The sequence below is a fragment of the Bordetella sp. 02P26C-1 genome, assembly GCF_009763255.1.
Classification (GTDB): domain Bacteria; phylum Pseudomonadota; class Gammaproteobacteria; order Burkholderiales; family Burkholderiaceae_B; genus Bordetella_A.
The window spans coordinates 138,965-162,318 of record NZ_WSJB01000002.1; the positions used below are offsets into that span (position 1 = coordinate 138,965).

20 protein-coding genes are annotated in these 23,354 nt (G+C 59.6%); 9 read left to right on the top strand and 11 right to left on the bottom strand.

Annotated features, from left to right (window positions below; translation table 11 throughout):
- Nucleotides 1-80 precede the first annotated feature (80 nt).
- Nucleotides 81-1,067 (top strand): Bug family tripartite tricarboxylate transporter substrate binding protein, encoded by a 987-nt coding sequence (locus GOQ28_RS01650; protein ID WP_236844185.1) that lies wholly within the window; start codon nucleotides 81-83, stop codon nucleotides 1,065-1,067.
- 20 nt (nucleotides 1,068-1,087) lie between these two features.
- Nucleotides 1,088-2,467: an amidase gene (locus tag GOQ28_RS01655; protein ID WP_160355167.1), complete on the top strand. Its 1,380-nt coding sequence runs from the start codon at nucleotides 1,088-1,090 to the stop codon at nucleotides 2,465-2,467.
- 286 nt (nucleotides 2,468-2,753) lie between these two features.
- Here GOQ28_RS01655 and GOQ28_RS18565 read toward each other — a convergent pair whose 3' ends face one another.
- Nucleotides 2,754-3,659, bottom strand: a complete 906-nt coding sequence (locus tag GOQ28_RS18565) for a Hint domain-containing protein (RefSeq protein ID WP_160355168.1) — start codon at nucleotides 3,657-3,659, stop codon at nucleotides 2,754-2,756.
- A gap of 466 nt (nucleotides 3,660-4,125) precedes the next feature.
- Here GOQ28_RS18565 and GOQ28_RS01665 point away from each other — a divergent pair, with 466 nt between their 5' ends.
- Nucleotides 4,126-5,514, top strand: coding sequence for an FAD-binding oxidoreductase (locus GOQ28_RS01665; RefSeq protein WP_160355169.1), 1,389 nt, complete (start codon nucleotides 4,126-4,128; stop codon nucleotides 5,512-5,514).
- Between the two features lie 59 nt (nucleotides 5,515-5,573).
- On the opposite strand, the gene GOQ28_RS01670 is transcribed toward GOQ28_RS01665, so the two are convergent.
- The 5 genes from GOQ28_RS01670 to GOQ28_RS01690 form a co-directional block, all read right to left on the bottom strand.
- Entirely contained in the window at nucleotides 5,574-6,389 is an 816-nt protein-coding gene (locus GOQ28_RS01670) for an IclR family transcriptional regulator (RefSeq protein WP_160355170.1), read from the bottom strand.
- Nucleotides 6,390-6,456: 67 nt separating this feature from the next.
- Entirely contained in the window at nucleotides 6,457-7,443 is a 987-nt protein-coding gene (locus GOQ28_RS01675; protein WP_160355171.1) for a Bug family tripartite tricarboxylate transporter substrate binding protein, read from the bottom strand.
- Nucleotides 7,444-7,538: 95 nt separating this feature from the next.
- Nucleotides 7,539-8,132 carry a cysteine hydrolase family protein gene (locus GOQ28_RS01680; protein ID WP_160355172.1) on the bottom strand — a complete coding sequence of 198 codons (594 nt, stop codon included), beginning with the start codon at nucleotides 8,130-8,132 and terminating at the stop codon, nucleotides 7,539-7,541.
- Nucleotides 8,133-8,192: 60 nt separating this feature from the next.
- Nucleotides 8,193-8,996: an SDR family NAD(P)-dependent oxidoreductase gene (locus tag GOQ28_RS01685; RefSeq protein WP_202109592.1), complete on the bottom strand. Its 804-nt coding sequence runs from the start codon at nucleotides 8,994-8,996 to the stop codon at nucleotides 8,193-8,195.
- A gap of 10 nt (nucleotides 8,997-9,006) precedes the next feature.
- Nucleotides 9,007-10,449, bottom strand: a complete 1,443-nt coding sequence (locus GOQ28_RS01690) for an FAD-dependent oxidoreductase (RefSeq protein ID WP_160355173.1) — start codon at nucleotides 10,447-10,449, stop codon at nucleotides 9,007-9,009.
- A 341-nt stretch (nucleotides 10,450-10,790) separates the two neighbouring features.
- On the opposite strand from GOQ28_RS01690, the gene GOQ28_RS01695 reads away from it, so the two are divergent.
- The 5 genes from GOQ28_RS01695 (at nucleotide 10,791) to GOQ28_RS01715 (ending at nucleotide 16,073) form a co-directional block, all read left to right on the top strand.
- Nucleotides 10,791-11,948 carry a CaiB/BaiF CoA transferase family protein gene (locus GOQ28_RS01695; RefSeq protein ID WP_160355174.1) on the top strand — a complete coding sequence of 386 codons (1,158 nt, stop codon included), beginning with the start codon at nucleotides 10,791-10,793 and terminating at the stop codon, nucleotides 11,946-11,948.
- Nucleotides 11,949-11,994: 46 nt separating this feature from the next.
- Entirely contained in the window at nucleotides 11,995-12,972 is a 978-nt protein-coding gene (locus tag GOQ28_RS01700; protein WP_160355175.1) for a Bug family tripartite tricarboxylate transporter substrate binding protein, read from the top strand.
- Between the two features lie 16 nt (nucleotides 12,973-12,988).
- Nucleotides 12,989-13,774: an enoyl-CoA hydratase gene (locus GOQ28_RS01705; protein ID WP_160355176.1), complete on the top strand. Its 786-nt coding sequence runs from the start codon at nucleotides 12,989-12,991 to the stop codon at nucleotides 13,772-13,774.
- A 64-nt stretch (nucleotides 13,775-13,838) separates the two neighbouring features.
- Nucleotides 13,839-14,756, top strand: a complete 918-nt coding sequence (locus tag GOQ28_RS01710; protein WP_160355177.1) for a LysR substrate-binding domain-containing protein — start codon at nucleotides 13,839-13,841, stop codon at nucleotides 14,754-14,756.
- Between the two features lie 177 nt (nucleotides 14,757-14,933).
- A complete protein-coding gene (locus tag GOQ28_RS01715) occupies nucleotides 14,934-16,073 on the top strand; it encodes a tyrosine-type recombinase/integrase (protein ID WP_160355178.1) in 1,140 nt (379 codons plus the stop codon).
- Between the two features lie 107 nt (nucleotides 16,074-16,180).
- Here GOQ28_RS01715 and GOQ28_RS01720 read toward each other — a convergent pair whose 3' ends face one another.
- The 5 genes from GOQ28_RS01720 to GOQ28_RS01740 all read right to left on the bottom strand — a co-directional run bounded on the left by GOQ28_RS01720 (nucleotide 16,181) and on the right by GOQ28_RS01740 (nucleotide 21,567).
- Nucleotides 16,181-18,085 (bottom strand): ankyrin repeat domain-containing protein, encoded by a 1,905-nt coding sequence (locus GOQ28_RS01720; RefSeq protein WP_160355179.1) that lies wholly within the window; start codon nucleotides 18,083-18,085, stop codon nucleotides 16,181-16,183.
- 281 nt (nucleotides 18,086-18,366) lie between these two features.
- A complete protein-coding gene (locus GOQ28_RS01725) occupies nucleotides 18,367-19,161 on the bottom strand; it encodes an N-acyl homoserine lactonase family protein (protein ID WP_160351253.1) in 795 nt (264 codons plus the stop codon).
- A 4-nt stretch (nucleotides 19,162-19,165) separates the two neighbouring features.
- Complete coding sequence (locus GOQ28_RS01730; protein WP_160355180.1) at nucleotides 19,166-20,155, bottom strand: Bug family tripartite tricarboxylate transporter substrate binding protein; 990 nt, start codon at nucleotides 20,153-20,155, stop codon at nucleotides 19,166-19,168.
- Between the two features lie 22 nt (nucleotides 20,156-20,177).
- Entirely contained in the window at nucleotides 20,178-21,020 is an 843-nt protein-coding gene (locus GOQ28_RS01735; RefSeq protein WP_160355181.1) for an MmgE/PrpD family protein, read from the bottom strand.
- The gene (locus GOQ28_RS01740) at nucleotides 20,905-21,567 is read right to left on the bottom strand and encodes an MmgE/PrpD family protein (RefSeq protein ID WP_160355182.1); all 663 of its coding nucleotides are present in this window, start codon (nucleotides 21,565-21,567) and stop codon (nucleotides 20,905-20,907) included. The genes GOQ28_RS01735 and GOQ28_RS01740 overlap by 116 nt, the downstream gene beginning before the upstream one ends.
- 272 nt (nucleotides 21,568-21,839) lie before the next feature.
- Here GOQ28_RS01740 and GOQ28_RS01745 point away from each other — a divergent pair, with 272 nt between their 5' ends.
- Entirely contained in the window at nucleotides 21,840-23,303 is a 1,464-nt protein-coding gene (locus GOQ28_RS01745) for an aldehyde dehydrogenase (protein WP_160355183.1), read from the top strand.
- The last annotated feature ends 51 nt before the right edge of the window (nucleotides 23,304-23,354 follow it).

Here is a 23,354-nt window from a genome sequence, read left to right on the forward strand (position 1 = left end):
CCTCCCTATGATCTGCCCACTGCACCACGCGTCGTGCGGCTTTTAATTAATCTTAGGTCAATCAAAAACAGGGGGTATGCATGAAAACCGGTTTCTTGCGCCTATGCGCTGGCGTGACGATGTCGTTATTAATGGGCGGACAAGCCGCGTCCGCATCCGAGCAGGCCAATTATCCTTCTCGCACCGTCTCTATCATTGTGCCGACTACGCCTGGCGGCACCGCCGACATCTTGGCGCGTCTGGTCGCTCCCAAGCTATCTTTGATGTGGAAGCAACCCGTTATCGTCGAGAACAAACCCGGTGCCGGCACCCTGGTGGGCACCGACTACGCGGCGGGAGCCAAGCCGGACGGCTATACATTTCTGCTGACCTTCAACGAACTGGCTACCTTGCCGGCAATCAATAAGAACACCAAAGTCGATGTGGTCAAGGACTTCGAACGGATTGGCAAGATCGGTACCCTGCCGGTGCTGATCCTGGCCAACCCGAAAGTTCAGGCCAATACCCTGAAAGAGCTCATCGACGAAGCCCGTCAGAATCCGGGCAAGCTCACTTATGCCTCCAACGGATCGGGTGGTGTGCTGCAGCTCTATACCGAGATGTTCAAGCAAGAGGCCAATATCGACCTGCTGCACGTCCCCTATAAAGGCGCTCTCGAAGCATCCACCGCAATGCTGGCGGGCGAAGTCGACGTCCTGGTGCAGTTCGCCAACGGCAATGTCAAGAATTACGTCAAGGCAGGGCGCACCAAGCCCTACGCCGTCGCATCCGCCGAACGCCTGAAAGATCTGCCGGAGGTGCCGACCACTGCCGAGGCCGGTCTGCCATCGCTGAAACTCGAGGCCTGGTACGGCATATTCGCCCCAGCCGGCACGCCCAAGTGGATCATCGACAAGGTGAACAAAGACTTCATCGAAGCCATGCAGCTGCCTGAAGTGCGCGAACGTTTAAATGGCATCGGAATGTCCGTCGAGACGTCGACGCCCGAAGAGTTCGACGCCTTCTTCAAGAACGAATACCGGCGCTGGACGGATCTGATCGTCAATGCGGGCATTCAAAGCAACTGATGCCGGTTCAAGGAGACACGATGACTTACCACCCCGATACCTATGAGCCATTGTCGTTTAGCGCCGCGCGCGCGCGTTTTCTGTCAGGAGAACAACGACCCAGTGAATTTCTCGAGGCGTGCCTGGCGACCATCGCTGAGCGCGAGCCAGAAGTCAAAGCGTGGGTCGTGCTGAATCCCGAGGCCGCGCGTGCCGCCGCGCGTGAATCGGATCGGCGCTATCAGGCCGGAGAACCTTTATCGCAAATCGACGGCATGCCCGTTGGCATCAAGGACCTGATCGAAACCAAAGACATGCCAACGCAAATGGGCAGCCCGGCTTACGAGGGTAGCTTTCCCAAGCGCGACAGCGCGCTCGTGCGGGCGCTGCGCGATGCTGGCGCGATTATTTTGGGCAAGACGGTCACCACGGCACTGGGCTTTCTGGACCCGGGGCCCACGACAAACGCTTTCGATCCGCAACGCACGCCCGGCGGATCGTCCAGCGGGTCGGGTGCTGCCGTCGGCGCGAAGATGGTGCCGGTTGCCATCGGCTCGCAATTGGTGGGCTCGGTGCTGCGTCCGGCGAGCTTTAATGCCAACTGGGCGCTCAAGCCCACGTTCGGCGGCATCAACCGGGGCGAACGCCTGGGGTACAGCCAATCGCACGTTGGCATTCACGCCGGATGCGCCGAGGACATGTGGGCCACCACCATGGAAATCGTGACGCGAGTCGGCGGCGACCCCGGGCACCCCGGCGTATACGGCGAGCTCACCGCCCCGCCGCCGCAGCGACCCAAGCGCCTGGCCGTGCTGGAAACGGAAGGTTGGCCACGCCTGGATAGTGCATCGCGCGAGGCGTTCGAAAGTCTGCTCGAGCGGCTGCAGACCGCCGGCGTGCAAATCATCCGTCGTGCGGACCTGAGCCTGCTGGACTTATTAGAGCAATCCATCGCGACGGCGACCGCGAACATGCTGCGACTGATTTCCTGGGAACAGCGCTGGTCGCTGGAGAACCTGGTCGAGCAACACCCGGGGACGCTGGGACCCAGCCTGATCCGTCAGCTGGAAAGCGGACGCAACGTGACGCTGGAAACCTTCCGCGAGGACTTGGCGCTGCGCGATCTGGCGCGTCAACGCATGGAAGCGCTTGCGCCGTATTGCGATGCCCTGATCAGTCCGGCGTCTTGCGGCCCGGCGCCACGGTTCGACGTGGCAAAGCAGACGGCATTTCCCACGGGTGACGTGTCGTTCAGTTGCGTGTCGTCGTATCTCGGCACGCCCGCGGTCGCCGCGCCCTTGCTGGCGGTCGAAGGCATGCCGTTCGGCGTTCAGATCATGGGACAGGCTCATGAGGATGAACGTGTGACCGCGTATGCGCGTTGGATGGCAGAGGCGGCGCGTCACGCGGATCAGGTGTGATGGTTCTCGGCTAATCCGTCCAGGCAGGTCGCTGCTAATTCAGCGGCCTGCTGGTGCTCGGTGGGCAGCGGGCATGGATGACGATGCTCCGTGGCCCCGGCGTGAACACTCGCCGCAATGAGACCACGGAAGCGTTACCTCGTTTTAGGGGAGTGGTCGACCCTTCTCGTCTAACTATCCGTCAATGTGTATGTCCAGCGTCAACACGAGAGACAAGTGGCGCTGACGGACCGCAGCTGGGCTCGGCGGCGGCGCTCCATATCCTAGGCCGGCCCAGCTCCCCGTGCTATGCCGCCTTCGCAGCCATTTCGACATCCAGCGCCTCGGCGCGCTCGGCAATCCGGTCATGGATTACGGCGATCTCCGACGCCTTACGCAAAGCTTTGAATCCCGGGCGGGGGGCATGTCGCCGCACCTTGTCTTCGGGGCGCAGCGTGGTCACATCCACGTTCTGGAAGAAATCGCGATTGCCGCCGTCGGCCCACGATTCTGAGTACACGCCATGTGCTTGGATGACGTCGAACTGATCCAGCTCGATGTGGTAGTAGGAAAATTCCTGGGCCTGAATTTCCTGCACCACGGTTTTGCCATTGACCAGGTCCTTTGCACGGACCAGCACGCCATCGATATAGATGTGGTGCCATGGCGAGACGCGCAGGTCTTGACTGGGTTGGTTATCGGCCAACGCACCGGCGTGAATTCGCACGGGCGTACAGTCACTGCGTTGCTCGGGGGTACGTAATGCAACGGCATGATAGTGGCGCCAGCCGATCCATTTCACGGTGCGCAGACCGGTGCTACCAACGACCTTGTCGCCGATCGCGAGTGACTCAATGGCGACGGGGCCTTCGCCGGTTTCTATCAATGTGCCTTTAACGAAGCAGACCGGCGTGAACGGGCCGGTGTTGATGACCAGGATGTCTCTGAGCGAATACGACGCGTTGGAGCTCACGAACGTATAGAAGCTGCCATCGAGAGTTTGCGAAATGATGCCATCGCTGGTGAAGGCCAGAATCTTTTCCGTCCCCTGATAGCCACTAAGCGAGACCCTTACAAGCTCATCCACGGCGAACACATCGCCCAACGAGTTGTTCGTAACGCTGGTTGCATCCCCCTCATTCCTTTCGATGATTTTGTACTGTCCGTTATTGAAACTTAATTCATACCAGACGTTCGTCGCGAATGTTGCCACGGATACCCTTCTTCATATGATGTCCGGCAATACTCACGCGGTGACGAGGGCCGTCCGACAGGGAGGCCGCTGGATTTCTCTAACACGTCGCCCGCAGCTAAAGAGCATTGCGTGCAAATTTTGGATGAAATGCTCTTGCTTGGCCTTGCTACTTAATTCTGGTTGGCAGACTGCTTAAACTCATAGAGGCGACGCAGACCGCAAACGAGGCGCGATTCTAACAAGTAACGCCACGTAACAAAGCCCTGTGAAGCGTGAAAACAACAGGGCGCCGAGTAATCCTGCAGCACCTTTATGCGCTGGTTGTGGGCCGCCCAACTTTCACAGAACGCCGCGCTTGAGGGCTAGCGTGCCTCGCTTCAGCCCGCCGCCTTGAAAAGTGTCAAATATTTGGCAGATTCGAGCGCTGCGTACGGCTAAAGTACGCGTCTAGAATCCGTATCGCCAATCGCCAGAGGTAGAGTTCATGAGTGTGTCCAGAGATGCCGTCGCCCGCCTGTTGCTGAACCGTTTTGGATCGAGCTCGGTATTGCTCGGCGAGGACGTGCGCGAGCGCCCGGTCAGCAAGCAGATCGTCTCGGGATGCGAGGCATTGGCGCTCTTACGACCGGCTGACACACAGGAATTAGCGAATATGGTCCGGTTCTGTGTGGAGCATGAATTGCCCATGGTGCCCCGGGCCGGGATGACCGGTCTTGTCGGTGGCACCGTGACGAGTCCGGACGAGGTGGCATTGTCTCTCGAGCGGATGAACCGCGTCGTGTCCGTCGACCGGGATGCCCAGACCGCGGTGGTGCAGGCCGGTACGCCGTTGCAGGCCATACACGAGGCCGTGCAGGCGCACGGCATGCAGTTTCCGCTAGACCTTGGCGCGCGCGGCTCGGCGACGATAGGCGGAATGCTCTCGACCAATGCCGGCGGCAACAAGGTGCTGCGCTATGGCATGACGCGCGATCTGGTGTTGGGTCTGGAAGTGGTGCTACCCGATGGTCAGGTCATGAACTCCATGTACAGCCTGCTCAAGAACAATACGGGATTGGATTTAAAGCAGTTGTACATCGGCACCGAGGGGACGTTGGGAATCATCACCCAAGCCGTGCTTCGCTTATTCCCCAGCACGGATGACCGCCATGCCGCGCTATGCGCGTTCGAGTCTTTCGATGCCATGGTGCAAATGCTCAACCTCATGCGCGCCCATGCCGGGCCGGCGCTCAGCAGCTATGAAGTGATGTGGAATGCCTACTATGCACTCGTCACGCAACCGGGCCGCTTGCGCGCGCCGCTGTCGCGCGACTACCCGCTCTACGCGCTGATCGAATGCGAGTATCCAGAGCGAGGACAGTCCGCGCAAAACGGTGAAAGGTTCGCGCAGACGCTGCAAACCGCCATGGAGCAGGGCCTGGTGATCGATGCGGTAATCGCCCAATCCGAAAGCGAGCGCGGCGCGCTCTGGCGTCTGCGCGACGAAGTGCACTATATCCGTACGCTATCGCCAATTTATAGCTTCGACGTCAGTTTGCCGATTGGGCAAATGCAAACTTATCTGCGCAGCCTGCGTAGCGAACTACAAGCGCGATGGCCGGATGCGGTATTCATCGTCTATGGCCATGTCGGCGATGGCAACCTGCACCTGGCGATTTCTTGCGGGGGCAAGGAGGATGCCCACACGGTCGAGCAGTTGGTCTATGAACCGCTGGCTGCCATTGGCGGGTCGGTCTCCGCCGAGCATGGGATCGGACTGTATAAGAAACCTTATCTGCAGTTCAGCCGCAACCCCGTGGAACTGGCGGTCATGCGCAGCGTCAAGACGGCTTTGGATCCCAAGAATCTGATGAACCCGGGGAAGATTCTGTAGCCGTGGGCCGATGAGCCTTCATCGCGCTCGCACAGAGTGAGGATCGCGAAAGGAACGACTCAACGACTCGCTTCACATATCAACGGATAAGCCCCCGCGTAGCCCAGCACCCGAGAAATCTCCTCGCCGGCCTGTAATGCTAACGCGGCCAGCTCTTTCCGTTGCCGCAATGCCCGGCTGCTGGGCGCCGAAATGGACAACCCGGCGACGACCACGCCACTCCTATCGAAAATTGGACTGGCGACTGAAAAAACGCCCTCGACCAGCCCCTCGAGGCTCTCAGAAAATCCCGTCAGACGGATATGCTCCAGTTTTTCTCGCAGCGCGTCGATCGACTCCACCGTTCCCGGCGCATGCTTTTTCAACTGCACATGGTCAAGATAATGCTGCAGCCGTTCCTCGGGCATGTAAGACAGCAAGATCTGGCCTGTCGCGGATCCATAAAGCGGGTGCGTGCTGCCCACCGTGCATATGAACCGTAAAGGACGCGTGGCCTCGATGACCTCAGCGTAGAGCACTTCCTCTGCGCCCTGGGCCGCGACGCCCAAAATGATGGTCTCACCGCAGCGGTCCGACACGGACTGCATCACCGGTATCGCGCAGTTGGGGAATTTCCGGTTCTGTATGAGCGCGGCACCGAGTTTCAGACTCTCGGTACCCAGTACATAGCCGCCCGGCCCCAACTGCACATAACTTCCCGATTCCAGCGTCTTCATCAGGCGAAACAGGCTGGTCTTCGGTAACGCCAAGCCAGTGCTCAGATCCGCGAGCGACACAGGCGAAGGATTCGCGGCAAGCGCGGATAAGATCTGCAATGTTCTCAGCGGAGAACGTGTGGTGTCGTCGGTACGAGGCTCTAGTTCGGGGGTCGGCATTACTTTTTCTATGGATACAGCGGCGCGCCACCCGAAAAGGTGGCGGCGAGTTTCTGCAAGGCAAAGTCTATTCGACCTTAATATTAGCCGCCTTGACAGTATTGCCCCACAGCGCGTAATCGTCGACCAGGAATTTCGCGAAATCCTGAGCATTCCGGTAGTTGATTTCCAGCCCGCCCACCGTCAGCGCACGGATCACATCATCGGACTTGATCGCCTGGGCCACGGCATCCGAAAGTTTCGCGACTGCAGCCGGCGGCGAGCCAGCAGGGGCGAGGATGCCGATCCACGGCGCTGCGACGACGTCTATGCCTTGCTCAGTCAGGGTCGGCACGTCCGGCGCCCCGGCAAAACGCTTCGGCGCCGCCAGCCCCAGCAGCTTTACCTTGCCTGCATCCGCAGCCGGTTTGGCGAGACTGAGCGGCACAAACAAGGCGTCTACCTGACCACCCATGACGGCGGTCATGGCGGGAGCAGCGCCCGTGAAGGGCACGTGCAACACGTCGAGCGACTGGCCGACATTCAGCATCTCCATGGCCACCTGACTCGAACTGCCGACACCCCAGGACGCGTAAGTCAGCTTACCCGGCTTTTGCTTGGCCAAGGCGACATATTCGTCGATGGTGTTGATCCCAAGCTGCGGACTGACCACGATGGCATAGGGAAGGTATCCCACTTGCGCGACGGGCGTGAAATCCTTGCGGCCGTCATAGGAAATCTTGGGATAAACGTGCGGGTTGATGGTATGCGTGTCGGCGGCTGTCGACACCAGCGTATAGCCATCGGCGGGCGAACGGGCGACCGCCTCTGCACCTATCATGCCGCTGGCACCCGGGCGATTTTCGACGACGACGCTCTGGTGCAATACCTCGCCCACGCCTTTGGCCACTGCGCGACTGAGTACATCCGTGCCGCCGCCGGCGTTGTAGGGCACGACGATCTTGATGGGTCGATCGGGATAGGCGGCGTGCGTGACAGAGGTGCCTAAGGAAAGCATCAACGCCGTCGCAGCCGCGAGGGCTTTGCAAGCACTTTTGAGGTCCGTTCTATTCATTTCTGTCTCCTCTTTACCGTGTGTATGGATTCTCTTTAGCGGTCGCGAGCCGTCAGCCAGAGACATCACAATGGCTTATTAATGTGTGGCCGTATTCATGGACGCGCGAACGTCACGGTTGCTGCGGTTTCGACTTTGCAGAACCGCCCAATGCTCTGAATGGAATTGCGATGTTCTTCGGCCGAGTGAGCCGCGCATAGATCTTCCAGTACGATCATTTCCAGGTCGCGGTCATGACCATCGCGCACGGTTGCCTGGACGACCGCCTGAGTCGACACGCCAGAGCAATAAATGCGAGTGATGTTGCGCGCACGCAGCTGTGCTTGCAGCGTGGTGGAGTAGAACGGGCTCACGCGGTGTTTGACCACTTGAATGTCTCCCTCGCGTTGTTCGAGCAGGGGATGTATCTCAGTCCCCCATTCGCCCAGCTTAAACAAGCCGTGCTGAGGCGCGGCGGAAAACACCTGAGAATTCGGCGGGCATTCGGGATAGCCTGCTGAAAATCCGACGCGAACGAATCCCACCAGTACGCCCGCCTCGCGCGCCTGCTTGATCGCTGCGGCGGTTTTCGCCAGTATCTGACGATCGCGGACCTGTTCGCCGAGAGGCCCTTTGCCGTTAGGCCCATCCTCATGTACCAGATCATTCTGCATGTCGAGGACGAGATAGAGAGCGTTGGCTTGTTGCATGACAATCGTTCCGTTGTTGAGCTTGATGAAAGGGTTAAGCGATCGATGGATGGATGGTGTTCAGTCGACGACTAATCCGCCGTTGACGTCCAGCGTCTCGCCGGTGATGAATGCTGAGGTTGGCGAAGCCAGAAACAGCACGGCCGAGGCGACTTCTTCCGCCATGCCTAAACGCCCTACAGGGATCAGGGCCCGCAAGGTCTCGGGGAAGCTCGTGGTCATCGCGGACGCGATCGGCCCGGGCGCCACGGAATTGACCGTAATGCCATGGGCCGCGGTTTCTTTGGCGAGGTACGCGGTGAGGGCGGTCACGCCTGCCTTGGAAGCGCCGTAGGCGACATTGCTGGCGCGGCTTTGCTCGGCGGGATCGATCCAGGGCCGCGGGTTACCACCGTTCTTGCCAAGCACGGATCCCATGTTGATGATGCGACCGTAATGGGCTTGCTTCATGGTAGGCAATACAGCCTGGCAGCACAGGAATGTTCCTTTCAGATTGATCGCCAGGACACGGTCCCACTCGTCCTCGGCGAGTTCCGCGGCGCTGCCCAGCGAGACCACACCCGCGACATTGACCAACACGTCGAGCCGGCCATGACGCGAGACAATGCCGTCGACGCATGCACGGACTTGATTCGACTTAGCGACATCGAGCTCGACCGGCTCAATCAGTTCCGTGTCCGGAACGGTCGGGCAATGCAAGTCGGCGGCAATGACGCGGGCGCCACTATGAGCGAGTGCTTGGACGACGGCACGGCCTATCCCCCCAGCCGCGCCCGTGACCAGCGCGACCTGCGATTTTAGAAAATCTGGTGCGTACACGAGTGGGCCCTTCTCGGAAAAAGTTAAACGTAGGATGAGCGACATGCGGGACGCTTTACGCGTTCGCCATATGCCGGCCCGCCAATCTGCCGAAAACCAGGCCCTTGAGCACAGAGGTCGCGCCTGTATAGTTCGTGTAGTACATGCCGACGGTTTCGCCGCTGGCGTACAGATTGGGGATGACATTGCCATCCGTATCCAACACCTGCCCACTGCCGTTTACCTTCAACCCGCCGAAGGTAAAGACGTTGGCGGAAATGATGGGATAAGCGAGGTATGGACCGCGGTCGATGGGTAATGCCCAGTTGCTCTTCGGGGGATACAGACCTTGAGTCGCAACGCCGTCAGTGCGCAGGGGCTCATAGCCCTCGCCGCTGCCGCAAGCCGAGTTGTAAGCCGCGATCGTGTTCTGCAACTCGGCCGCAGGTATAGCGAGTTTCTGTGCGAGCGCTTCGATACTGTCCGCCTCGATCGCGGGCTGGTCGGTACGCAGCGCGAGGCGATAGTTCGGAATGTCTTTTACCCGCTGATCGAGGATGACGTACGCGATGCCTTCCGGCTGTTCGTAGATGCGGCGGGTAACCCTCTCATAGTGCGCATCCACGGTGCCAGGGCCCTCGTCCGTGAACCGCTGTCCCAACTTGTTGACCAGGATCCCATAAGGAAAAATGAACACGGAAGGCTCTGACACTCCAGAACGGGGATCCACGGGCTCGGCATGGTAGCTGCCAAACTCTCCCGCTGCACCGGCGCCGATTTCCAGCGCCATCGAGATGCCTTCGCCCTTGTTAAAGTAGCCGCCCTTACAAACCGGCCGCAGATAGACCGACCGCGGGCCTAGGTATTTCGCCAGCATCTCGGGATTGCCCTCAAAGCCCCCGCAGGCAAGAACCACTTTGCCGAGGAATCGTTTTCCCCCTTCGTCCTTGTGAGTGGCGAGCAGCCCTGACACTGCGCCGGCATCGTCTATCAGCAGTCGGCGGGCCGTCGTGTGATAGAAGAACGTTACGTTGAGTGCATCAGCGCGTTGCGCGAGCGCTTCGACCAGCGCCGCCCCGCCTCCCACCGGCAGCAACCGCGGTTGTGTCTTGGTCAAAAACTGCGTGGGCAGAAATTCAAACTTCACTCCAATTCGCTGCAGCCATTGAATCGTGGCGGGCACCGCGTCGGCAAATGTGCAGATCAGGTCCGGGTCAGGGATCGCCAATGAGCGCGCACCGTGCGACCAGGTGCCGCGTTCAGCGCTCATTTCGCTGATGAAATCTGGATCGTTATACGGTCCGGCGTTTTCCGACAGGTGGGCCTCGAAGTCATCGGAAACCTCGTCCAACGCTTTCATCCGCAGATAAGCCTCCGTCCAGCGGCTCTGCCCGCCACGATCCTCGATCGAGGTGCGCTCCAGCACAGCGACGGTCAAGCCCTGTTCGGCCGCCGTGACCGCAGCGGACAGGCCCGCGACGCCGCACCCGGCCACTATGACATCGAATTGGTACTGCATGGTGTCTCCCTGAACTCGTGATTGTCATTCTGGTATAGGCATGATATTCCGTTTTAGGAATTTTGGGAATACCCAGATTGGCGCGGTGTTCCACCCAGACACCCGAAAGATCACCGCCAGAAATCGGAAAGCGTGGATATACGACGCCCAAATCTCGCCCGGATAGGCTAATCCAGCCATTTCCAGCTTTTCCCGCGACTGCGCCGCCGATGCGCATGAGTGGATCCGGCCACTCGCCCCTGCCATGCGAACATTTCGAACCAAGCCTTTGAAAATTTGAACTGGCTTTGGTGGCTGCCCCACTCATAGACTGCTCATTCGTAGCTATAGCTGGAGCAGTGATGATCGCTAACGCGCTTAACGGCGTCCGTGTAATAGACCTTTCCAGAATCCTCGCCGGGCCCTGGTGTACCCAAAACCTGGCGGACCTGGGCGCCGAGGTCATTAAGATCGAAAAGCCCGGGAGTGGCGACGATACCCGGCAATGGGGGCCTCCCTATCTCGAAGGCGACGGACAGCAGATGTCTGCCTATTTCATGGCATGTAATCGTGGCAAGCGTTCGATCTGCCTCGATTTCAAGACGGAGGAGGGGCGGGCGCGACTGCTCCAGTTGATCCCAAGCGCGGACGTGCTGGTCGAAAACTATCGGGCGGGCACGCTCAAGCGGTACGGCCTCGATTATGAATCGCTTGCCAAAATCAACCCGAGACTGGTCTACGCGTCCATCACCGGTTATGGACAGAGCGGGCCTAAATCGCAGCGGTCGGGTTACGACTATATCTTTCAGGGCATGGGTGGCTTAATGAGCTACACCGGCCACCCCGACGGCAAACCCGGCGCGGGCCCCTTGCGCACCGGCGTAGCGGTGATCGATATCACCACGGGCATGTATGCCACTTCCGCCATTCTGGCGGCGCTCTTTCAGCGCGCGCAGACGGGCCACGGCGCCTGCCTCGATCTGGCCTTGATGGACGTGGCCGTGGCGATGAATGCCAATCAGGCGGCGAACTACCTGGTCTCGGGTAAAAGTCCCGAACGCACCGGCAACGCCCATCCCAATCTCGCCCCTTACGAAGTCTTCAAAGCCGCCGACAGCTACTTCATTTTGGCGATTGGCAATGACAGCCAGTTCGCGCGCTTCTGCGAATTTTGTGATCGGTGCGAGTTAGCCGCTGACCCGCGATTCAGCACCAATAGCGGACGCATCCAGCATCTGGATGCGTTGCGCGAGGCACTCGCGGCGATCCTGATTACCCAACCCCGCAAGCATTGGACGGACGCGTTGGATCGCTTAGGCATTTCATGGGGCGCCATCAATACGCTGGAAGAGGTGTTCGACGATGAACAGGTCAAGCACCGCCACATGCTTCAAGAGATCGATCATCCGGTACTGGGCCGGATAAAGCTCGTCGCCAACCCGATGCTCGATCCCGAGTCGCGACGGCGCCCCATACAAAACCCGCCGCCCTTATTGGGCGAACACAATCAAAAGATCTAACACCCTGTCCACCGACAGCGGATTAATAACATCAGGAGACTAATCAATGAGACCTTTGACTTATCGCCGCATCGCCTTTGCGTTTACCACGACATTGCTGGCGAGCATGTCCTGCGCCCAGGCGGCATACCCCGAAAGACCCATTCAGCTCATTGTGCCCTACGCGCCTGGCGGAGCAACGGACGTGATCGCGCGGATTGTCGCGCCTGGACTCGCGGACGCTTTGGGCCAACCCGTGGTCATTCTCAACAAGCCGGGCGCGGGGGGATCCCTGGGCAGTCTGGCCGCCTCGAGGGAAAAGCCCGATGGCTATACGATCGTGATGGCGGTCGAGAGCTCGCATGCGGTCAATCCCAGTGTGCAGGCCAACCCGCCCTATGATCCGGTCAAAGACTTCAGCCCTATCAGCAATTTAGCCAATGTTCTGGGGGTGCTCGACATCAATGCGAAGTCTTCCATCAAGACTTTTCCGGAACTGGTAGAAGCGATCAAAGCCGACCCGGAAAAATTCACGTTTGGCTCATCGGGAAACGGGGGCTATAGCCACTTGTTTGGTGAACGATTCAAGAGCGCCACCGGCACGAGTATGCTGCACGTTCCCTATAAAGGATTAGGCCCTGCGTTGACGGATCTGCTCGCCGGCCAGATTGACGTGGTGTTTGATAACTTACCCTCGTCCGCCGGTCAGATACAAGCTGGCGGTCTGCGTGCATTAGCGGTCGCCGCGCCCGAGCGTGTGCCGCAGTTTCCGGATGTGCCCACCTATGCGGAGGTGGGCTATCCGGAGCTAAACACGCCGTCCTGGTATGGTCTGGCCGCGCCCGCCGGCGCACCCCAAGACGTCCTCGACACGCTAAACCAGGCAGTTAAAAAGGCGCTTTCGGACCCAGCCGTGATTGAGAGGCTTCGTCAGCAGGGAGCCGTTGCCGACTACACCACGCGCGAGGAATTCACCCAGATGATCCGCGAATCGAACGATCGCTGGCAGAAAGTGGTGTCGGATATCAAATTCGAGAAGCTTTAAATCTTTCAGGATAACCATGACAGAAGCAAATATGTCGGACCACGCGGATTTGACAATCGATAACCACGGCGTGGCCACGTTGAAGATCGTCAATGCGGGTTCGCTCAACATCCTGGGCACCCCGGTCATCGCGATCCTGCGCCGGGCCTTGGCGCAAGTCAAAACGCGGCCCGAGTTGCGCGTGCTGGTGTTGCGAGGCGAGGGCGACAAAGCCTTTGTCGCAGGCGCCGACATCAAAGAGATGGCCAGCTTCGATGTCGACCGCGCGCGCGCCTTTATCGACGGGCTGCGCCTGCTGTGCGAGGACGTCCGGCAGTTACCGGTGCCTGTCATCGCGCGCATACCGGGCTGGTGCCTTGGCGGTGGCTTGGAGTTCGCCCTCGCGTGTGACCTGCGCATCGCATCCACGCACGCCAAGCTTGGGATGCCCGAGGTGAAAGTCGGTATCCCGTCGATCATCCATGCGGCGCTGCTACCGCGTCTGGTCGGCCAAGCGCGGGCAGACTGGATTCTGTTGACGGGCGAGGTGATAGAGGCGCAGGAGGCCCTGGCCCAAGGGCTCGTACATCGTGTCATGCCCGCCGAGCAGCTCGACGAGGAGGTCACGCGCGTCGCCCGCTTGCTGGCCGAGTTCGGTCCGGTCGTGCTCGCGCAGCAAAAGCGCTTGCTGCGCCAGTGGGAGAAAGAGCCGCTGGACACTTCGATTCAAAACGGCGTGGAGGAATTCGCGCAGGCATTTTTGACCGGCGAGCCGCAACGCTATATGAACGAGTTCCTGCAGGCGAAGACGAAGAAGGATTGAGTCTGGGCATGGGGCACGCTACGATTTGGCTCCCGACAGCTGCAGAGTCGAAACGGAGTCAAGCGTGCACTACGATCTCAAGGATCTTCACCTTTTTCAGGCGATCGCAGAGGCTGGCAACTTGTCTTCCGGCGCGGCCGTCATGCACCTGACGGCTTCCTCTGCCAGCTACCGACTCAAGAATCTGGAGTACGCGGTCGGCAGTCAGTTGTTTACTCGTCATCCCAAGGGGATGAGCTTGACGCCGGCCGGGGAGGTGTTGGCTCGGCATACGAAGCAGCTGCTGGCGGGCGTTGCCACCATGCACGCAGAGCTTGGCGCCTATTCCTCTCATCTGCGCGGCAGCATACGGTTATTGGCTAATAGCAGTTCGCTCAACAGCTTCATTATTCCCAGTTTGGCGCGATTCCTGGTTTCCAACGTAAATATCAACGTGGACCTCAGGGAGCAGGAGAGTCCGACCATCAGTCAGTCGATTGAGGAAGGGCAGGCCGACATTGGTATTGGCGCGGACCTTGAGCGGTTACCGGGGCTGCATAGAGAACTCTATGCGGTGGATCGCCTGGTATGCGTAGTCTCCCCCGGTCATCCACTTGCGCAAGCCTTGGGCATCGGCTTTCGCGATGTTCTCGCCTACGATCTGGTGTGCGTAGAGCGTACCAGTAGCAACTATCTCTACCTCAGCCATCAGGCTCGGCTTGCCGGAATCCCGATGAAAGTACGGGTGCATGTACATAATTTCCGCGCATTGATCTATATGGTGGAATCCGGTGTTGGCGCGGCCGTCGTTCCCGCCAGCACCGCTCAGGAGGCGGCGCGAGAGCAGCGCGTGGTTGCCGTACCAATGACCGACGCATGGGCGGAGCGCAACCTCTATCTGGTGTACCCGAAGGATTCAGGTCAGCCCGAACTCGTGGGGGAATTCGCCCGTATTCTGCTGAACGATCCCCAGGTTGCCAGCGAGCGCGAGTCGGCGTTGTAACGACGGTCTCCTTCGGCGATTTATTGGTCGACCCAGCAACGTCTTCAGCTAGATCGCGGGGGCCGTTTGCGAGATCGACTCCGGCTTATCTGAAGACTCTGATAACACGCTCCTCTGTGCAGCGCGCGAACTTGAGCCATAATGCACCCAACGAAATGCAATTAACGGAAAGCGAAATTGCCCACGAAACAACTACTGTTATTCAACAAAGAGGGTCAAGAACGCCCCGGCCCGCATAATCCCCGAACCGCATCCATCACGGTAGAGGATGCGAATGCCGCCTTCGACCAATGGCTAATCGGTCACGTGCCTCGCCTGCGACCCAGCTCAATGAAGGTCTACCGGGCGCTTTGGGAAACCTTCTTAAGGTTCCAGGAATCCCAACGGGTCAGTTGGGAGGACACAACACCAGAGACGATCAAAGCCTTCCTCGCAAGCCTCGAGGATTCCAAGCGCCCACACCGCGAGCGTTACCAATCCGTGCTCGAACGCGCCTTCGAAGAAATCGAGCTCTTGCGCAAACCACTCAATCAGAATCCCGCATCAAAGATCGCAGTAGCCGTGCCCAAGGGCAAGGAATGGCGTGACGCCAAGGACAACGACCCAACACAATTCTTGACCAGACTCGATCAGATCATCCTCCGAGAAGCACTACTCAAAGCCGCTGCCAAACTAAAAGGCCACACGCTCACGCCGCCTACGCGCTGGCGTCTGTCTCGCGACACCGCGATTGTCACCACGCTCTTTGCCTGCGGAGTCAAGCCAGCCGAACTGACGGTGCTTTCCGTTAATTGCATATATCGCAACGAGGAAGGCGCGCTGCTCGACACGGGTGCGTACCAGGGCTTGGCAGCCAACGAACGTGGGCACCGGCAAGATCCCAATCAGGATGCCACCCATGCTTATATCGGCGATGGTTTGGGGGCCCGGCGCATTGTCACCATCCCTGAGTGGGCCTCCGAGATCCTGGAGCAGTGGCTGGCCATTCGCGCGTTGGCCCCGAGTGGGCACGCCTCGATGCCCATTCAGCGCCTGTTTCCCGGCAACCGAGAGGTGACTGTGCATCGGCAAAGCACCGTGATGAACCCAGCAACTCTGGTTCGAATCGTCAGGAAGTGGGGACGGGTCCATGCGGGGCTGGAACTCACCCCCCAGCGCCTGCGCAATACCTTCGGCGCCATGCTGCTTGCCGCCGGCACGGAGTTAGGCGAGGTAGACCACGTGATGGGATATGCCCCAGGCGCGGCCAGCGCCTTCAGGCTGCGCCAAGCGTGGCTTGCCTGGTGTGCCACGCACAATGAGCACACCACGGCATAATTACTTGCTGTGCCAGCACCTCCAACTCCTCACGCGAGCTCTCGACCGCGTAAGCGGTTGGAAGCCTCGCTATTGAGCTGCTGGCGCCGCTTTCTCAGGAAGTACTGTTATAGATTGTATTCACGTGTCTGCCGGGAAAATAATGGACTCGTACTCTCTTGACTCAGAAGCTGAGGGTCAATGTGTATCCCTTCGATGCTAGACCGCGGGGCACCCAAGGTGTACAAAATGATCGCGATCCGAGCCCTATCAACATTAGGCATGTCGATGGCCAGCCGTAGTGCACTGCCGAGGTCGACAATTTTCCAGGAAATCAATTTGCCAGCGGCTTCATATTCAAATTCGTTCAATGCGCTTACCAGTGCTGCGCTCGCGTTCGCGTTAAGACGGACGAGAGTTCGCGCTAATGCTTCATTTTCCGCAAGCGCAGCATAAACAAGCTCCTTCGCACCGTCCGTGACGGTAGGGATGAATTTGCGCGCGGTGGTTTCGTCATTGTTCTGGAGACGATCAATCAACGCTCGGGTGGCAAGCGACGGTATGCCATGTGAGGCCTGCGTCGATACGTCCGACCGCTTTGCATCGGTCTCGATTAAGGCCTCTATCGCGGGGTTCAGCTCCTCGTTGATCGCGTAGACAAGCGCTTCAATCGGGTTCACGCCTGCATCAATCAGCACCGGTACCGCAGACTTATCGAGCTTGCTCAGCCCTTTTAACGCACGCTTCCAGTCGCCGCCTTTATCAGTCAACGTTTTCACATGGGCCACGTCTTTTTTGAGCGCTGCGTCGAGGAGAAAGTAGTCGCGCTGCCTTGACGTCGCATTGCTTATAACCTGATTCTGCGCCGCTATCTGCGCGAGCGTTTCCTCGGGCAACGAGCTTATGTCAGCCCCCGCGCAAGCAAGCAGCCTGAACGCCTTTAACGCATCCTCAGGGCCTGATTCGCTATGGACCTGATCGCGATACTTCGCCTGAACGTATCGCAAAAATGGGCCAGTAGGCACGCCCGCCGTTATCATGGTTCGTAAAGCCCGTAGATTGCCGACATTGATCGTCGAGCGAGAAACTTGAGGCTGAAACTTGCCGGCGTCGAGCAATGCCTTAATCGCCGCCGCATTGCCGAACTCCGCGATTTTTTTGCAGCGGACGAAGGCGCTCGTTATTAACGGCGTAAGCAGACGCAGCGCGTTGGCATGGCGGACTGGATCTTCATCTCTAAAGGTTGCGGCTATCTGCTGAAATGCATCTCTTACCGCCAATGTATGCGTGACGTTGTTCGCGGTCGCGGTCGCACAAACCAGATACAGGGCGTCCCACTGATCTGCTTTGGCCAACTTGCTAATGGCTGCCCTGACCGTCGAAATCTCGCCGGTAAGTTGCGTCACCTTTTGGGTGTCTTGCTCAATAGCTGCCCTGACGAGCGCCTCTGAGCTCGGCGCGCCGAGGATCGTAAGCAGCCTTATCGACTCGGGCCATTTATTTTCCACAGCGATGGCTAAAGCTTCAGTCAGATCTGGGCCTGTTCGGATCAACGTTTGCACGGCATCTCCGCGGCTACCATTCCACACAGCAGGGAGCTGAAGCACTTTTGCGAGGCTGTAGGAGACGGGTGCCCCCGCTCCGCAGAGGTGGTCGACCACGCAGGGCCCAATGTGTGAATGTAATAGGCTGTGCTCTAACGGTGTCATGCCGTCGTCGTCTCTGGCGTTGACCAACTCGTGTACCACGTCATAGTTCAAGGCAAGGAGATGTCTGACGACTATCGTGCTGCCACACTCCATGGCCAAGTGCAGACAGTTCCGGCCACCTTCGAAGCGTAGGCTTCCTACATCTATAGAAAAACGCATCGCCCGGTCGATGAACGCGTCCACATCGTCATCCCGAATGGCATGCCGGATTGCAGCGATGGAGCCGTGTGCGTTTACGGAGCAATCCTCTTTTTCTGAAGAGGGGTCTGAATTGACACGAAAAGCCGGAGACAGGCGCGAATAATTATCGAACAGATTGTCCATGAGAGCCCCATGAGTGAAGGTTGACTTGTGCTTCTTTACATGGGCTCGATAACAACACGGTCACGACCACTCTTTCCGAGAGGCTCCCATAAGCGGACCGAATGAACCGAAATCTACCGGGTATTCAGTGCGACATAGGCACCCATATGCGCGCGCCTGACGCCGATGCGGGCATGCTGCCACCGACGAGCGTGTGGATCATGCTGACAAAGATCTCCATACCCGCAGCGATATTCTTCGTCTCGCGTGGCATACCATGCCTATCGCTCTGACCGGCCGAATCAAACCGGCACAGGAGCTTCATGCAGCACCGCGATGTCGGCCGAGCCTTTGAACGCCGGATAGCGTTGCAACACGAGTGGATCGTGGCCGGGGACGACATGGTCGGGGCTGTCTGCTTCAGCGTAGAGCCGCACATGTCCTGTGAGCATGTCGGCCACGTTATAGACAATGGGGAACGGGCGCTTGCTGTCCATGTTTTCGTAATAGTGGCTCGCGTCAGAGGCCAACACCACCCAACCGCGTTGCGTGTGAACCCGCACGGATTGCAAACCCTTGGTATGGCCACCGATGCGCATGAGCTCAATCCCCGGCGCGAGCGTTTGATCACCATCATGAAAAGTGACGCGGTCTTGGTAGACCCGCCGTACCAATAGCGTCACGTCATCGACCGAATAGGCATGCCGCATCGGCGCGAAGCACATGCAGCGCCCCGTGGCGTAATCCATCTCGGCATCTTGCAAATGGAATCGTGCGCGGGGCAGCTTGTCGAGGTTGCCCGCATGGTCATAATGCAAATGCGTGAGGATCACGTCGTCGATATCCTCGGCCGCCACACCGAGCGCGCTCAACGCCTCGATCGGACAGTGCAGCATCTGGCGGTTGCGGGCCTGGGCCGTGGCGGCATTGAACCCCGTGTCGATCAGGACGATGTGACCCGGGGCGCGCAGTAACCAGACAAAAAAGTCCATCGGCATGGGCCCGTCGTGCGGGTCTCCACCGATGAAGTTATCGGCCCGCTGACGAGGCATTTGCGCGTAGCGGATGGCGTAGGCTTCGTATTTCGGTAGGGACATGGTGTTACTCCGCTTTGACGCCAGAGGCCTTGACGATGCCGGCCCATTTTTCGTCTTCGGCCTCGATGAATTGTTTGAATGCGCCCGGCGATGCGCTGACCGACGGCTGTACGGCAGCCTTGGCGAGGCTTTCCTGGACTTTGGGTAGCTGCATGACCTTGGTCAAGGCGTCGTGCAATTTGTCGATGATGGGTTCGGGCGTTTGTGCGGGCGCGATGACACCGATCCAGTTGACCGCGACAAAGTTCTTCACGCCCTGCTCGTCAGCGGTCGGCAAATCAGGCAAGAAGGCGGAGCGTTGATCATTGGCGATAGCCAAGCCACGCAGTCGACCGCTCGTGATTTGTTGCGACACGGCAGGCAAGTCGACCACGACGCCCTCGACGTGTCCCGCCATGACATCGGTCACGGCCGGGGCTGCGCCTTTGTAAGGCACGTGCACGATGCGCGTGCCCAGCGCAGCGCGCTTGAACATCTCGATGGCCATATGCGGCAGTCCGCCCGTGCCCGAGGAGGCCAGGGTGACGTCGCGGGTTTGCGCCAGTTTGACCAGTTCCTCCAGATTGGCCGCGGGCACCTTGGGATTGACGGCGACGGTCTCGGGCGTGATGCCCAGCAGACTGATCGCCGTAAAATCCTTCTTGGCGTCGTAGGGCAGCGTCTCCAGCGTGTGTGGCGTGAGTACCAACGGACTGGCGCTGGTGACGCCGAGGGTATAGCCGTCGGGCGTCGCGCGGCTGATGTATTGAGTGCTGATCACGCCCGCGGCGCCCACCCGGTTTTCGACGGCCACCGGGACACCCAGCAATTCAGACAAGGGCTGGGCGATCACGCGCGCGGTGATGTCGTTTGATCCGCCGGGAGAAAAACCGACTACCAGGGTGATGGGTCGATCGGGATAATCGGCGGCGGCAACGGGACCGATTAGGGTGGCCGCAGTAATGCCAAACGCGGACAGGGCGGTTAACCAACGCTTTGCTTGGATTGCTTTCATCTCGTTCTCCTCTATTTCTTGTTCAAGCTTCGACCGATGTGTGCTCACGACTCAAGGCAACAATTGCCGAGGCGTCTGGCGCGTGTTCGAGGTTCAGGCAGCTCTGTAGCAGCCGAGTGCACCCCGCCTCACCCAAACTGGGACTGACCAAGGATCGGAATTTTTCGACTAACTGCTCATCGGTCATGGGATTGGTGACGCTGCCCGTGGCATCGCGCACGTGACGCGACACAACGCGGCCATCTTTCAGGCGCGCGATGACTTCGGCCTCGTTGTCGGCCATCGTGCTGATCGCCTCGGCCTGCGTGCGCGCTTGCAATGCGCGCACGCGGGGGTCGAGCACGCAATCCAGCTCACCTTGCGCCAGCCCGGCCGCGTGATGTACCAGCGCGGCGGCGACCCAGTGAAACAAGCTGACTTGTGCATCCAGCGCGCTATCCGGCAGTTTGCGCCACGTCAGGTTCAGCGCATCGGGATGGACTCGCAACGCCACGCTCTCGATATCTTCGACTGGCACGTGGTCTGTGCGAGCCAGTTCCAGACAGGCATCGATGGCGGGATGGATCACGATGCCGCAGGGATAGGGCTTGTAGGTGTTGTTGAGGAACTCATAACGCGTCCCGAGTTCGGCGCGTATCAGTCCGGCATCGTTCGAACCGGTCAGTACTTGCAGCAAACCGTTGCGACCGTCCACCGCGATCGAGCCGCACTCGAAACCGCCCAACGCCATATAGGCGGCGGCTACCCCGTTACGCGCGGCCATGCCCGGAACGTAGGTGATGGCCATGCTGCCGTGAGTCGCGCGAAATCCGCCCGCTTGCGCCGCAGCGACACCCAAGGCCCACACCGTTTGCTCGTGATTCAAGCCTAATAGCCGGCCGGCCGGCCGCTGCCGCGGCCCCTATGCCTCCGGATAGGCTGGTCATATACCAACCGAGACTGCCCCCACCCGCGGCGATCGCGCAGCTCACTCGGCATTCCAATTCCAGCCCAGCCACCAGCGCAACCAGCAGATCGCGGCCCGAAACTGGCTGGCCGGCCCCGGCGCGCTTACACGCCACCGCTAAAGCCGCCGCCGCGACGGGGCCGGTGGGATGCGTGATGGTGGCCAGATGGGTATCGTCGTAGGTCTGCGAGGAAGAGCCCAGGCAATTCAACAGGGCCGCATTCGACACGCTGGCACTTTCGCTACGGCCGAGCAGACCCACTTCGCCGGAAGATTCCATCAACAACACACCACGCACCGCCGCTTCCATTGCAGGGGTTCGGGCCGCGCCCACTGTGCAGGCCACCCAATTGAGCCATGCCCGGGGTGCCTCGCGGCGGACCTTGTCGGGCAGGGTCGCCCATTCCAAGTCCAACGCGAAGCGCGCCATGTCGTGTGTCACGGATTGTGGATCAAATGCCGTCATATTTCGAATGCTCGGAAAAATGTGCAGGGGAAAAACAGCTAATGGCCTGGTGCGACGACCGCATGAACGGTGTGGGTATTGACCGGGGGATGGCGCATCCAGAGCACGCGGCCAAGACCGCGGGCGCCGGACTCCGATGGGTCGTTGTCTCCAAACTCGTTGTTTTTAAAACTTGGTTCGTTTATTCTATGTTCTGTTCGACAGAACAGTCGTTCTATTATATTCCGCAAACAACGACTGTCAATCAGTCATAACAGTGAGGAAGACACCCCATGTCCACGTCCACGCAAACGCCCGAAGGGCAAAAGCCTTTGCTCATCGGCGGCGAATGGATCGTCGCGCCCGGCGCGGGCTTTGCCTCGGTAAATCCGGCCACCGGTCAGACGAATTATTTGATCAGCGCCGCAACCGCCGAGCATGTCGAGGCCGCCGTCAGCAGCGCGTGGCAAGCCGTGCGCCAAAAGGCCTGGCGCGACATGCTGCCGCATCAGCGCGCCGCGCTGCTGCGACGTATCGCCGATGGGATTGACGCCAATGCGCAAGTGTTGGCGCGGCTGCAGATGATCGAGAACGGCAAAGTGTGGAGCGAGTGCACCGCGCAGGTGGCCAGCGCCGCCGCGACGTTTCGCTATTACGCCGGGGTCTGCGAATCCGTCACCGCCGAGGTCACGCCGCCCCGCGGTAACTACCTGTCGCTGACGCAATACGAACCTTATGGCGTGGTCGTTGCCATCACGCCGTGGAATTCGCCGCTGACCATGGAGGCGCAAAAAGTCGCGCCAGCGCTTGCCGCAGGCAATGCCGTCATCCTTAAACCGTCAGAGGTCACCTCGTCGCCCGCGCTGGAGCTGGGTCGCATCGCGCTTGAGGCGGGCTTGCCTCCCGGCATCTTGAATGTGGTCACCGGCTTGGGCAGCGGCGCCGGCAAATTGTTGGTCGAGCATCCCGGCGTGCGCATGGTTTCCTTTACCGGCGGTACCGCCAGCGGTCGCGCTATTGCGCGGATCGCGGCGGACAAGTTGATGCCCGTGGCCTTGGAATTGGGCGGCAAGTCGCCGCACATCGTGTGCGCCGATGCCGATCTGGACGCGGCGGTAGAGGGCGTGATTGGTGGGATTTTCGAGGGCAGCGGTCAGTCCTGCGTGGCGGGCTCGCGCCTGTTTGTACAGCGATCGATCCAGCAGGCATTTCTGGAAAAACTCTTGGCGCGCGCGCAGTCGATACGCGTCGACCAGCCCGATGCGCAAGGCGCCGGCATGGGTCCAATCGCCTCGTTCGCGCATCGCGAAAAAATCGAGTCCATGGTGGCCAGTGCCATCAAAGAGGGCGGCGAAATCTTGACGGGGGGCTGCCGTCCCGACGCTGATCATCTGGCCCCGGGTGCGTATTACCTACCGACTGTGATTGGTAGCCTCAGACCCGACGCCTACGCCGTACGCGAGGAGATTTTCGGGCCTGTGCTGTGTGCGCTGCCCTTCGATGACGAAGACGACCTGATCGCCCAAGCCAATGACAGCGTCTACGGTCTCGCCTCGGGCATATGGACCGCGGATTATCGCCGTGCCTGGCGCGTCGCGCGACAACTCGAAGCGGGCAGCGTCTGGATCAACACCTATAAACAGTTGTCGATTTCCACGCCGTTTGGAGGCTTCAAGCAAAGCGGCATCGGTCGCGAAAAAGGCGTGAGCGGGCTGCGCCTGTATCAGCAATCCAAGGGCATTTACTTCGCCATGTGAGGCGGCGATCGGATGCGTGCCGGACACGGCCAGGCGGCGCGGGGGGCTCCG